Annotated in this window: 13 protein-coding genes and 1 riboswitch; of the genes, 5 read left to right on the plus strand and 8 right to left on the minus strand. The window is 58.3% G+C overall.

The window, feature by feature from the left end:
* Positions 1–65: 65 nt before the first annotated feature.
* The 6 genes from PSELUDRAFT_RS19680 to PSELUDRAFT_RS15800 all read right to left on the minus strand — a co-directional run bounded on the left by PSELUDRAFT_RS19680 (position 66) and on the right by PSELUDRAFT_RS15800 (position 5,510).
* On the minus strand, positions 66–356 hold the full coding sequence (locus tag PSELUDRAFT_RS19680; protein WP_197693890.1) for a YdeI family protein: 291 nt from the start codon (positions 354–356) through the stop codon (positions 66–68).
* A gap of 27 nt (positions 357–383) precedes the next feature.
* Entirely contained in the window at positions 384–635 is a 252-nt protein-coding gene (locus PSELUDRAFT_RS19685; protein WP_197693891.1) for a YdeI family protein, read from the minus strand.
* Between the two features lie 54 nt (positions 636–689).
* Positions 690–2,138: a DHA2 family efflux MFS transporter permease subunit gene (locus PSELUDRAFT_RS15785; RefSeq protein WP_088967740.1), complete on the minus strand. Its 1,449-nt coding sequence runs from the start codon at positions 2,136–2,138 to the stop codon at positions 690–692.
* Between the two features lie 38 nt (positions 2,139–2,176).
* A complete protein-coding gene (locus PSELUDRAFT_RS15790; RefSeq protein WP_088967741.1) occupies positions 2,177–2,755 on the minus strand; it encodes an NADPH-dependent FMN reductase in 579 nt (192 codons plus the stop codon).
* A gap of 432 nt (positions 2,756–3,187) precedes the next feature.
* Positions 3,188–4,324, minus strand: a complete 1,137-nt coding sequence (locus PSELUDRAFT_RS15795; protein WP_088967742.1) for a YbdK family carboxylate-amine ligase — start codon at positions 4,322–4,324, stop codon at positions 3,188–3,190.
* A gap of 1 nt (position 4,325) precedes the next feature.
* Positions 4,326–5,510, minus strand: a complete 1,185-nt coding sequence (locus tag PSELUDRAFT_RS15800; protein WP_088967743.1) for a cation:proton antiporter — start codon at positions 5,508–5,510, stop codon at positions 4,326–4,328.
* A gap of 500 nt (positions 5,511–6,010) precedes the next feature.
* Between PSELUDRAFT_RS15800 and PSELUDRAFT_RS15805 the strand changes: the two genes are divergently transcribed.
* From PSELUDRAFT_RS15805 to PSELUDRAFT_RS15820, 4 genes are all read left to right on the plus strand, one after another.
* On the plus strand, positions 6,011–6,253 hold the full coding sequence (locus PSELUDRAFT_RS15805; RefSeq protein ID WP_088967744.1) for a hypothetical protein: 243 nt from the start codon (positions 6,011–6,013) through the stop codon (positions 6,251–6,253).
* A 209-nt stretch (positions 6,254–6,462) separates the two neighbouring features.
* Complete coding sequence (locus tag PSELUDRAFT_RS15810; RefSeq protein ID WP_157725159.1) at positions 6,463–7,425, plus strand: DUF6502 family protein; 963 nt, start codon at positions 6,463–6,465, stop codon at positions 7,423–7,425.
* Positions 7,415–8,587, plus strand: a complete 1,173-nt coding sequence (locus tag PSELUDRAFT_RS15815; RefSeq protein WP_157725160.1) for a DUF5666 domain-containing protein — start codon at positions 7,415–7,417, stop codon at positions 8,585–8,587. Before PSELUDRAFT_RS15810 ends, PSELUDRAFT_RS15815 begins: the two co-directional genes overlap by 11 nt.
* Before the next feature lie 488 nt (positions 8,588–9,075).
* Positions 9,076–9,232, plus strand: a riboswitch (cobalamin riboswitch).
* 34 nt (positions 9,233–9,266) lie between these two features.
* Positions 9,267–10,322 (plus strand): HoxN/HupN/NixA family nickel/cobalt transporter, encoded by a 1,056-nt coding sequence (locus PSELUDRAFT_RS15820; protein WP_088967747.1) that lies wholly within the window; start codon positions 9,267–9,269, stop codon positions 10,320–10,322.
* 45 nt (positions 10,323–10,367) lie between these two features.
* Here PSELUDRAFT_RS15820 and PSELUDRAFT_RS15825 read toward each other — a convergent pair whose 3' ends face one another.
* Positions 10,368–10,823, minus strand: a complete 456-nt coding sequence (locus PSELUDRAFT_RS15825) for an Lrp/AsnC family transcriptional regulator (RefSeq protein WP_088967748.1) — start codon at positions 10,821–10,823, stop codon at positions 10,368–10,370.
* Positions 10,824–11,068: 245 nt separating this feature from the next.
* Between PSELUDRAFT_RS15825 and speB the strand changes: the two genes are divergently transcribed.
* On the plus strand, positions 11,069–11,926 hold the full coding sequence (speB, locus tag PSELUDRAFT_RS15830) for an agmatinase (protein WP_088967749.1): 858 nt from the start codon (positions 11,069–11,071) through the stop codon (positions 11,924–11,926).
* Positions 11,927–12,068: 142 nt separating this feature from the next.
* On the opposite strand, the gene PSELUDRAFT_RS15835 is transcribed toward speB, so the two are convergent.
* Positions 12,069–12,857, minus strand: a complete 789-nt coding sequence (locus PSELUDRAFT_RS15835) for a MetQ/NlpA family ABC transporter substrate-binding protein (protein ID WP_088967750.1) — start codon at positions 12,855–12,857, stop codon at positions 12,069–12,071.
* Positions 12,858–12,877: the final 20 nt, after the last annotated feature.

Genomic DNA, 12,877 nt, shown 5'->3' on the forward strand with positions numbered 1-12,877 from the left:
ATCCGGCAACAGTTCGGCCAAAGCGGACGTCCCCCGATGCCAGGAACCGCAGGCCTTCACGGAATTCAGGGGTAGAAAGTTTCGCCTCGGTTCAGCATGTCAACGAAATCCCTGATTTTACGCATCCGTGTCTCCGGTTTTTTAGCATTCTGCACCCGAAACAGAATGGCATAGCGATTACGGCTGTTTAGCGTCGCAAAATTTTTTTTGGCTTCCGGATTGGCATCCAGTGCTGCCTGCAAATCGTCCGGCACTACCGCATTGCTGGCAGATGCATAAGCGGCATCCCAGCGCCCGTCTTGCTTGGCGCGCATAATCTCGCTCATACCGGCAGCACGCATTCTGTTTTCAGCCATCAGAACTTCAGCCCGCTCTTTGTTGAGTTACGACCAGATGCTTTTTGTCGAGCGTGGGGTGAAGCGTTGCAGCCAGTATTGCGCGCTGTCAGCCCTCTTCTGGCCATCGATCCAGCCATAGCAGAGTGCGCTTTCCAACGCCTGCTCATAAGTGACGGTTAAGTGTTCGGCACCTTTTTTCGCCAGGCGCAGCCATACACCTGACGCAGTGCTGCCATATTGCTCCAGCCATCTTTCCCAATCTGCCTGGTTGGCAAATATCAGAGCGGATTCATTCATAACATATTTGAAAATGTTGAATTCATGCGCAAGCGCCTCCCTCCAGGCCAAGTTTTAGAGGGATGCTGCGGACGAGATTTTGTCTTGTGCCTGGCCACTTGTACGTGTACGCACGAAAACACCGGCCAGCAGCGAGGCGAGTACTGCCGAGATAGCCCCCAGCAGGAACGCGAGGTGGTAGCCGCTATTGAGCGCCGCAGCCCCATCCACGCCCGCCGCAGCCAAGCCTTGGGTGCGCGCGGCCGCCAAGCTGGCCAATATGGCCAGGCCCAGCGCGCCGCCCATCATGAACGCGGTGTTGACCACGCCCGACGCCAGGCCCGATTCATCCGGCGCCACGTCGCTCATCGCCGCCAGCAGCATCGGGTTGAAAGCCACGCCCGCACCCAAACCCAGCAACAGCATGCCTGGCAGCACGTCGAGCGCAAAGCTGCCGCCAACCGGCGCATACGTGAACAGCACCAGCCCGAGCGCCGCCATCAGCAGGCCCAGCGACAGCGGTGCGCGAATCCCGAAGCGCATCACCAGCTTGGCCGACCAGCCCAGCGAGAACAGCGCCATGATGATGTTGGCCGGCAGGAATGCGAGGCCCACCTGCATCGCGCTGTAATGGAGCACACGCTGCAGGTACAGGGCCGAGATGAAGAACCACGCGAACATCGCCGCGGCCCACAGCACGCCGACCACGTTGGAGGTCGCCACGTTGCGCCGCGCGAACAGATGCAGCGGCATCAGCGGATGCGGCACGCGTGACTCGGTGACGAGGAAGGCCGCCATCAGTGTGGCGGCAATGCCCAGTTGGACGAGCGTTTGCGCGGACGTCCAGCCGGCTTCATTGCCATTGACGATGGCGTACACCGCCAGCATCAGCGAAGCGGTGACCGTGACGGCCCCCGTCACATCCAGTTGGGTGCGATCGGCCAGGGGCATGCCCGCCGGCAGCAGCGCCACGCATGCGACATACACGGCCATACCGATCGGCAGGTTGACTAGGAACACCCAGTGCCAGCTCAAGGCACTCGTGAGCAAGCCGCCCAGCAGCACACCGATGCTGCCGCCACCCGCGCACACGAAGCCGTAGATACCCATGGCCTTGGCGCGGTCTGCCGGCGAGGTGAACAGGTTCATGATGAGCGACAGCGACACGGCCGACACCACTGCGCCGCCCAGCCCCTGCACCGCCCGCGCCGCGACCAGCAAGCCCTGTGCGTTGGCCAGCCCGCAGGCGGCCGAGGCCAGGGTGAACAGCGTGATGCCCAGCAAAAACAGCTTGCGATGCCCGAACAGGTCACCCAAACGCCCACCCAGCAGCAGGAAACCGCCGAAGGTCAGCATGTAGGCGTTGACCACCCACACGAGCGCGGTTTCGGTAAAGCCCAGGTCCGCCCGGATGGACGGCAGCGCAACATTCACAATGGTGGTGTCCAGCACGATCATCAGCACGCCCAGGCAGAGCACCATGAGGGCCAGCCAGCGCTTGCGTTCGTCGATGCCATGCGTCATGGGGGTGCTCCTGTTGGGTATCGGCGTATCAAGCACGGTCAGCCGCCCCGTGCGGTTTTCAGCGCCTGGGTCCACCACAGCAGGTCGTCGATCATCTGGCCAGCGACGGCATCCAGTTCGGCCAGGTGCGGCGCGAGGTCCTCGCCTTTGAAGTGCGCATACAGCGCTGCCGCCGGGAGGTGAACCGCCGACCGGATCGGGGCCATCTGCATCTCGACAGCGATCTCGCGCAACTGCTCGACGGCACGTGCGCCGCCAACGCTGCCATAGCCGACGAAGGTGACCGCTTTGCGGTTCCACTCCGGATAGACCCAGTCGATTGCGTTCTTCAGCACCGCCGACGTTCCGTGGTTGTACTCGGGCGTCACGATGATGAAGCCGTCGGACGCCGCGATTGCCTGGGTCCAGCGCTGCACGACCTCGTGCTCGTAGGCCGGCCGGCCCGGCATCGCAGGCGGGAGCGGCGCATCGAAGAAGGGCATCGGGTAGTCCTTCAAGTCGAGCAGGCGCGCGTCGACGCCTTCGCGCTGCTTCAGGTGGTCGAATATCCAGCGCGCGGGTTTTTCGGCGAGGCGCCCCTGACGAACGCTGCCGATGATGACGGAAATGACGGTCATGATGTATTCCTCCTAAGTGGAATATTGATTGGTTAACCAGTGGATGATTAACGCACCACACCTTTGGCTCACAGCATCCCCCGATACACGAAACTTTGCGCCCACCCGCACCCTGCGCGGCAGGATTGCCGCTCTGTGCATAACGCACGTAACGGTCGGCACTTCAAACCTGGCTACAGAATCGGACTGTTTGACCTGCCTCCCAGGGTTAGGGCCAAGACCTAGTTAGTAAAGTCGGTTAAAAAGGCCTGCTTTTGCTCCTGCTCCGTTTGTTTCCCCATGCGAAAGCCCGCCGAAAAATACCGCAGGGGTTTGATAGTCCGGCGAGCTGTGTGACCTTGCCTCCTTGTAATCCTTGCGCCACACAGCAAGCTTAGCCCGGACATACAAGAAATTAATGACAAAAAACTTGAAGCAGTGAATCACCCGGCTTCATGGGTTTTGCGTTTGCTCAGGAATACGGAAGCGCTGCAAAGCGGCATCCACCATGCTTTGCACACTGCCGCGTGACAAGTAGACATCACGCAACCAACTGGCATCGTTGCCATGCAAAACAATGGCTTCAATTTTTTCCAGCGCGTCCAGGCTATCCAGCGCGCGCGCATGAGGCCGCAGCTTTCGAACGGTGGTCAGAATATCTTCGCGCAGCAGAATCTGCTCATAACTCTTGGGATGGATAATGCTGCCATCCAGACCAAAACGGCACGCCTGGAAGCGGTTGTAGTTGTAAACCAGGTAGTCGTCTTCCACCGGATCCGGCTCTCTTCCTTCAAGCAGCATGCGGCAGAGCGCCTGCAGATAGCAGGCAATGGCTGCCGCGCGTTCCACCGTCAAGGGTGTGTCGCAAACGCGCAGTTCGATCGTGCCATATTCCGGTTTGGGGCGGATGTCCCAATAAAAATCCTTCATGCTATTGACCACCCCGGTGAGCTCCATATGGGCAAAAAACTGCTGATCAAAGTCTTCCCAATGCAGCAGGAATGGCGCTCTCCCACTGAGCGGAAAAGCAAACACTGAATTGAGGCGCGCCGAATCGAAACGGGTGTCATGTGACTGGAAAAAAGGCGAGGAACCGGACAGCGCAATAAAGTGCGGCACATAGCGGTTCAGGGCATGCAGCAGGAACAAGGCCTCGTCGCCACTGCGGCAGCCAACATGAACATGTTGCCCAAATACCGTGAATTGTTTGGCCAAATAACCGTACAGGGCACTGACGTGGTAAAAACGCTGCTTGGGGTAAATACGCTGTTCACTCCATTGCTGAAACGGGTGGGTGCCACCACCGCAGATACCCACATTCAGCTGGTCCGCAGCATTCACCAACGTATCGCGAATTTCACACAGCTGTGCCAGCAGGGTGTCATGGCCAGCGTGTATCGAGGTGGATATCTCGATCATGCTTTCGGTAATCTCAGGGGTGACATTACCGGGAAAGTGATGGCGCCCCATCAGCTCCAGCATGTCTGGGCTGGCAGCAGTCAGATCAAAGTCGCTCAGGCTCACCAGCTGCATTTCGAGCTCTACGCCAAGGCTCAGGGTGTCTGAATTCGAGAAGGAGGCCAGTGGCATATCATGCCCTCCTGCCCATTGGCAGCTCTCTGGCCAGATGCAGCGCAAGTTCTACCAATAAGGGACTAACTATTTCCAGCAGCAAAGCAGCCGCAGCTAATGGGGCGAGTTGCTCCACTAATTGCAAACCAATATGGCGATCCTGCTGTAACAGCAAAATAACGAAGGCTGAATTGGGCATCATTGCCAGGCCAACCAATACCCCCTTACGCCAATTCGTGCCACTGATACGAGAAAACAGTGCAACCCCCGACACCTTGGCTGCCCCGCGCACCAGCACCAATAGCCCACCCGTCAGTAAACTGGTCTTAATCAGGGACCACTCCAGCGTACTGGCAATGAATACAAACAGTAGCACCGACAAAAATTTCCCCAGTATGCCGAAGCCGCGCTCAGATGGGCTAAGCACCAGGCGATAATGGCGGGTTACCAGCCCGAATACCAGCGTGGACAGAATGGGAGAAAGTTGCAGGCTATTCGTCAGTGCAACGACACAGATAACAGCAAGTGCAAACGGCATGGTGCTGTCTTGTTGCGCCCGCACGCATACGCGCAGTAAGGCTGGCAGCAACATGCCAAACATTACGCCGATAGCTGCAGAGATCGCCAGTACCAGAAAACTGTTGTACGCGGCCTGCCATACACTGCCAAAGGTGCGAAATACCAGCAGCCCCAATATGATTTTGAAGGCAAACACGGCCAGCACGCTGTTCAACGCAGAAAGATGCATGGCCCGCTCACTTACCTGCCCGGAGCAGCGGCCTGCATTGATAATGCTCAGAAGGGTTGCTGGCGACGTGGCTATGGATAATGCGGCCAACAACAGCGAGGGCGTCTGGGGCATGTTTAGCCACAAACCGAACTGCCATACCGCCAAAAAGGTCAGCAGTGATTCGATCAAGCTACTCACAGCCAGCCATCGATTGATGAGTAGCCAGCGAAGATTTATCCGGTGGCCACATTCAAAAAGAATCAGACCGAAAGCCATATTGGCGAGTAGCAGTATCGAATCAAATTCTTTGACCTGAAACCATCCCAATTGACTGGGCGCCAGCACAAACCCCAATATTGCATACACACTGATACGTGACAGAGAAACCCTGCGCACGAAGTACTCACCCGTGAACCAAGCCAGCAATATGCCAAGTGGCCAACATAGCGCTTGCCAGCTGCTGATGACATCCATTCTACCGTTCCCGCCATTTCACTTAACAGAGTGTCTGAATTACATATCCCCGCTTCGCCACATGGGATAGCCACATCTGATAGTGATCACTGCCAATTACCGAAACAATTAAGTATAGCTTCCGGGAGGCTCCGCCCCTACCAACCGATTACCCAGCCCCCATGCAACACCGTGCCGGGCATTCTTTCTGCTCCCCTACGGGAGCCACGTGGTGCAACGCGTCTTGGGCAGCCTTGATGCCCTCCAGTTTGGCGATGATCCAGTGACCAATGGCAGGTATAAAGCCACCAAGAAGCGCTCAATAGCCAAGAGGCCCGTAGCGGGCCTCGGCAAAAGAGAGTTGGAATGTTAAGGCGGGTCTTCTGAGGTCAAACCTGAACGGGCGCTGACGCTAGTGTGCGCAGGCTCTCAGATTGCTTGGTGACCGGCTGTATGGTTGGCAGGGGCGAGAGTCTTAAGTGCTGCAAGTGGCGCCCCCCCCTGCGTAAGCGTTAATCGTCGTGACCGCCGCCAGCGTGTCCACCGCTACCGTGTCCACCGCTGTGTCCGCCACCTTCGTGTCCATCATCGTGACCGTGTTGGCCGTTGGCCATTCCATCATCGTGGTCACCCATTTGTCCGCTGTCGTGATCTTTGGTCTGTCCATCCTTAGAGTCGATGGCTTGTCCATCGTCGCGGTCGTGGTTGCTGGCGCCGCCATCATCGAGATGGCTGGCATCCTCATTCACCTCCATAGCAGGTGAGGTATCGTCGGTTGAAGACTCAACCATCTCGGCAGCGCGTACCGACCATCCGGCGGTAAGTAACAGCCCTGCAACTAGTAGTGATATTGTTTTCACTGGAACCTCCTTAGTGCCTGTGCGTTGCCATCAATGCACAGGCCAGATACGGCGGTCGTCTCCCAGGTGCCGCACGTGGTATTTTTTACCACGTAAATATAGTGCACACCGCTATGGCAATCCATTTTTGTGGGAAAAAATTCCACACAAATCAATGGCTTGATTATAATTGCCGTGTGAATATCCCAGACTCCACCCAGCCCGTTTCCACCGCCCCCCCTGCATTGCTGAGGGCCATCGCGTGGGCACTCCGCCCCCTGGTGAAACTGCTATTGCATCGCGGGATTGGTTACCCCCAGTTCGCCGACCAGATGCGCGCCGTGTTCGTGCAGGTGGCTGAGGAGGAATTTTCCTTGCCCAGCAAGCGCGACACCGACAGTCGTATCAGCGTTCTGACCGGTATCTACCGCCGGGACGTCAAGCGCCTGCGCCAGGAGTTGGCGGCCTCCCCGGCTGGCCCTTCCGGTTCGGAGCCGCTCTCTCTGCCGCTTGCAGCATCGCAGGAGGTATCGCTTTCGGCGAAGGTGATGGGACTGTGGGCAGGCTTGCCGGAATTCACCAACGCAGCCGGACAGCCTCGTCCGCTGCCACGCCTTATCCGCCAAGGGGGCGAATTGTCGTTCGAGGGCTTGGTGCGGCAGGTCAACAAAGACGTACGCGCGCGTACACTGCTCGACGAATGGATGCGCCGCGGTGCCGTCCTGGTGGACAGCGCCGACCTGGTTCACCTCAACATCGACGCTCTGCTGGCCAGTACTAGCCTGGATGAAAAGGCCTACTACCTGCAGCAAAACGTCCACGACCACCTGGCGACGCTAGCACACAACCTGACTGGCGAGGGCCAGCCCATGCTGGAGCGCTGCGTCATCTATTCCGGCTTGAGCGAAGCGTCGGTCAAGGAACTGGCCCGGTTGGCCCAGAGCAAGGGCATGCAGGCGCTGCAAGCCGTGAACCGGCGGGCACTCGCGCTGCAGCAGCAGGACCAGACGCAACAGGGCACGCCGCTGCGCATCAATTTCGGCCTGTATTTTTACCAGGACAGCACACCCCCAAAGGATGCGACGCATGATGAATAGAGGGGATCGCACGGGTGGGCTGTCTGATCTGGCTCACGTTCTAGCACACTACCGGCGCTGGTCGCGCAAGCTGCTGCTGCCGGCAGTCGTGCTGCTATCCACAACGCTCTGTCTGGCCGACGGGGTGCCACCCTCCACGCCACCTGATGGCGACGGCATCGGCGGTACCGGGGTACACCTTGCGGAACCAGAAGGTTTCGGCGGCACCGGCATCGTCGGCACCATTACCGGCTTTGGCAGCATCCGGGTGAACGGCCTCGAAGTGCAGTTCCAGCCCACCACGCCGGTCGACAGCAACGGTCAAGCCATGCCAGCGGCCAACCTTGGTATCGGGCAAGTGGTGGTGGTCGAAGCTGCAGGCAGCGGCCAGCAGCTCGTGGCGCAGCGTATCTCGGTGTCCTATCCACTGGTCGGCGTCGTCACCCGGGTCGACCTACCCCACCGGATGATGTACGTGATGGGTCGGCCGGTTTCCATCGCCGGCTTGCCCGTGCGGCAGGCGGCTCGGCTCGCCACCGGCCAGTTCGTGCGATTGAGCGGCCTGCGCTCCGGCGACGGCGTGCTGCACGCCACGTCGCTGGCCGAGGCGCCGTCGGGACTGAGCAGCATTACCGGGCGCCTCACGCTCGGTGCGGGTCGCCAGGAGGTCGCAGGACTGAAACTGGAAGGCAAGGTGGTCGATGCAGGCAACGACGAGATCGTTGCTGAAGGGATGTGGAATGGGCAGGCACTACAGGTCAGTACCACCCGGCCCGCAGCGACCGCACAGCTGTGGCACGCGCATGGCCTCTCCAGGCTCGAACTGGAGGGCTTCGCGATCGCGCACAACGGGAACCTGCAAATTGCCGGGCACTTGGTCGGGGTGGACGCCACCACCGGCTTCGCAGGAGGCGGCGCCCAGTCGTTCGGCAAGGAACAGCTAGTACAAGTGAGCGTCAAGGTGTTAACGGACGGCCGCCTGGTGGCCGAACGGGTACAGGTGCGGCTCCCCTACCACGGCGCCGGCCAGCCGGCGCACAAGGTGAAAACCGAGAATGACAATGAGCATTCTGACAATGGGGAGACTGGCGCCCGACCACACGGCGCAACATTGGAGAACTCGGGGGATCGGGGCGGCTCGGACAGCAGCGGCCGATCCCACGGCGACTCCCACGGTGATTGATACGAGACCACTGGACTGCCCCGGGGGCAGTAGGCAAATTCCCGCCTCACGCCGAAGCCCGTACAAAGGCATCGGGACTGATGCTGCCCCGAGGTGATTCTTAGCAGCTTGCCGGCCCAAGCCGTCAGTTTGTGCCGCCAGAAAAAAATGACTGTTCTCCTGCAAAAGGCCGCCCTATCTTCCGGGGCAGCGTGGCTGGAACAGGGTAATCAGCGCAAGAATGCCAGTGCGTGCAGGCGGCGTAGCAGTGCCCAATCCAGCAGCAGGATGGCCAGAAAGCTGGCTCCCACCAGCGGGAAGGCCGCGCCCAGCGCCAGCATGATCAGCAGTGCGCCGCTCCACAGTGGGGTATCCGGAGGGCTGTCCGGCGCTCCCAGTCGGCCTGGGTGTAGAGCAACAAGAAGTGCGGACTTTGCTGCGCCATTGCGGTAAATTCGCCTCGGCTTTCGTTGCTGCCGCCTCTACGCAGCCAGATAGCGCAAGCAAAGCACGCCAATGGCGTGCACGCGCAGCAGCAGAACCGTTTCACAAAAGGCCAAGCGGGCAGCCGGTGCAAATCCGGTGCGGTCGCGCCACTGTAATCAGCCTGAGTGCCGTTGGCACCTTTGGCTGAGAGCCAGACCTCGCTTGGCGGCAACTCCCAACTCAACCGGGGCGCGTCACCCCAAGGTGTTACTCAATGCTTTACCAATTCGTACAGATTTTCAGTGACTCGAACAGCAAGGTTCGAGGCAGATTGTTCGGCATGTATGGTGTGTTGATTGCCAGCAATGTCTTCGCCTGGTTATGGGCGCTGCTTGCGTTTCGCGACCACCCGGCATTGCTTGGCACGGCCCTGCTCGCCTATGGCTTCGGCTTGCGCCACGCAGTCGATGCGGATCACATCGCGGCCATCGACAATGTCACCCGCAAACTAATGCAGGAGAACAAACGCCCGGTCACGGTTGGTTTCTTCTTTTCTTTGGGACATTCCAGCGTGGTGGTGCTCGCCTCGGTCGCCATTGCCATCGCCACCACGGTCATGCGGGGGCGTTTCGACGCGTTCAGAGACGTCGGCAGCGTGATCGGCACCTCGGTGTCGGCGCTGTTCCTGTTTGCCATTGCCTGCATGAACCTGGTGATCCTGAAATCGATCTACCAGGCCTGGCGCAAGCTGAGGAGCGGCGGCAGCTATGTCGATGACGACTTCGACCTGCTGCTGGCAAACCGGGGCTTCATCGCCAGGCTGTTCCGACCGCTGTTCCGCATGATCACCCGCAGCTGGCATATGTACCCGCTCGGCTTCCTGTTTGGCCTGGGTTTCGACACCGCAACCGAAATCGGCTTGCTGGGTATTTCTGCCACCCAGGCGGCACACGGCCTGTCGCCCTGGTCGATCATGGTGTTTCCGGCGCTGTTCAGTGCCGGCATGTCCTTAATTGACACCCTGGATGGTCACCTGATGCTTGGGGCCTATGGCTGGGCCTATATGAAGCCTATCCGCAAGATCTATTACAACATGACCATCACCCTGGTCTCGATCATCGTTGCCGTCGTTATCGGCACCATCGAGGCACTCGGCCTGATCGGCGACAAGCTGCAACTGCAGGGGGGATTGTGGGATGCCATCGGCGTGCTGAACGATAACTTCGGCACCATGGGCTATTTCATCATCGGCATCTTCGCCGCGAGCTGGGTTGCATCGGTTCTGATCTACCGGCTCAAGCGCTTCGATGAGCTGGAGATCACCCACTAGCACCGCACAGCCGATATGTGGTGATGAACGCTCCGCGGGCCCCTGTCAAAACCCCCTCTCAATCTTGCGCGCCAGGATGATCGAAGTTGTTGTCCGTTCAACCCCTTCAAGCATCCCGATTTCTTCGAGCAGATTGTTTAGCCGCTCAGGGGATTCCGCCTTCAGCCATAAGACATTATCAAACTCACCACTGACAGCGCAGAGTGTCTTCACCTCAGGCATTTGAGCGAGTTTTTTCTCGACTTCGCGTATCCGTTTGGGCGTGATGATCATGCCAACGTATGCCTGAATACTGCCATCCAGTACATCCTGACCAAGTCGTACTCCATACCCGACGATAACTTTGTTCGCCTCAAGCCTTGCGATGCGTGCAACCACCGTGGTTCGCGCGACGTTCAGCTTGCGAGCCAGCACGGCCACAGACTCCCGGCCATTCTCCTGCAGTAACAAGATCAACTTGCGGTCGATGTCATCAAGTTGATCCAGCCTGGGTTGCTTCATACGGTGGACTCCGCTCACACACGCCAGAGCCCTCTGTCCAGGTGCTTTCAGTTTCTTTTGCAGGTGATGCGTCACGACGAGGGCACGAAAGTCAAAGTGTAGTCCAGTCGATACGATTAGACGAAAAATATCGCCGAAATTGTCTATTTTTCGTCTTTAAGTTGGATGGCCTCCTCTTTACTCTGTTGTCAGCCGAGATACCGGCGAGTTGGCACCTCGTATCTGATTCGCAATGGAGAAGACACATGCATAAAACAACACCTGTACCCATTGAGCAGTCTGTGACGCTACTGGGCGTACCCGTTGACTTCAACTCTTCGTATCTGCGTGGCGCAGCCGAGGCACCAGAACTGCTTCGAAAAGCGATGGCATGTGATTCGAGTAATTGGTGGACTGAACAAGGCATCTACCTCGGACAAGAGGGAACGTTTATCGATGCTGGTGACGTTGCCGTAACTGCAGACCATGCCAAAACATTAGAGACTATAGAAAACATGGTCAGATCCTGTTTGGCAACTGGCCGTCCGTTGATTACGCTGGGTGGCGATCATTCAATCTCATATCCGGTATTGCGGGCCTTTAATGAATATCACAGCAACTTGACTGTCATTCATTTTGATGCACACCCGGATCTTTACGACGAACTGCTCGACAATCGCTGGTCACACGCAAGCCCATTTGCCCGGGTCATGGAAGATAACGTTGCAAAGCGTCTGATTCAGGTCGGCATTCGTACGCTCACTGGCCACCAATACGAACAAGCCAAAAGATTTGGTGTTGAAATAATAAGCATGTCCAACCTGGAGAGATTTTTTGAAATAGAAATAAACGGCCCGGTTTATATATCGATTGACCTTGACGTACTTGACCCTGCCTTCGTTCCGGGTGTTTCACACTACGAGCCGGGTGGAATGTCGGTGCGGGAATTGATTCGATGCCTGCATGCAATCAATGCCACCGTGGTCGGTGCCGATGTTGTCGAGTTCAACCCGCAGCGCGATTTCCAAGGCCAGACGGCCATGGTCGGTGCAAAGCTGATTAAAGAGCTGGCGGCGAAAATTCTCATCCAGAAAGTACAGCCGGCATGGGGAAAAGAAATTTGAAGAGTAGATAAGGATGTTCTTCTGACTGTATTTCCATTGGCCGCAAGACATTCCCGGGTCGCGGCCAGGCCAACAGAGCGCAGTTCACGCTCTGTTGGCTAGCAACTCAAGCCAGCCGGTCTGCTGGCGGGCTTAATCCCGCTCAAAATGCCGGCACCACCGCCCCCTGGTATTTGCTCTCGATGAATTTTTTGGCTTCCGGGCTGGTCAGTGCTGCGGCCAGTTTCTTGATGGCGGCGCTGTCCTTGTTGTCCGGACGGGCCACCAGCAGGTTGGCGTACGGTGATGTGGTTTCGGCAAACAGGCCGTCCTTCTTCGGGTTCAGCTTGGCTTCCAGCGCGTAGTTGGCATTGATCAGCGCCAGGTCAACCTGGTTCAGCACGCGCGGCAAGGTGGCGGCTTCCAGTTCCTTGATCTTCAGGTGCTTAGGGTTGGCCGCAATGTCCTTCACCGTCGGGTAGATGTTCTGACGGTCCTTCAGCTTGATCACCCCACCCTGGTCCAGCAGCAGCAGGGCGCGGCCGGCATTGGTCGGGTCGTTCGGAATCGCCACTGTGGCACCGTCCTTCAGCTCGGCCACTTTCTTCACCTTCAGCGAGTAGGCGGCAAACGGCTCGATATGCACCGGCTTGCTGGCGACCACCAGGTTGGTACCGCGGTCCTTGTTGAATTTTTCCAGGTAGGGAATGTGCTGGAAGAAGTTGGCATCCAGCTGTTTTTCCTGCACCTGGGTATTGGGTAGCACGTAGTCGTTGAACACCTTCACTTCCAGATCCACGCCCTGCTTGGCCAGGGTGGGTTTCAGCGCCTCCAGCAGCTCGGCATGCGGCACCGGCGAGGCAGCCACCACCAGTTTCACGCTCTGGGCGTTCACGGCAAAGCTCAGGCCGGCCAGGGCGAAGGCAAGGGCAAATTTGTTCAGGCGAGTCATGGTTTTTCCTTTTTTGAGAG

The organism is Vogesella sp. LIG4 (genome assembly GCF_900090205.1).
Lineage (GTDB): Bacteria > Pseudomonadota > Gammaproteobacteria > Burkholderiales > Chromobacteriaceae > Vogesella.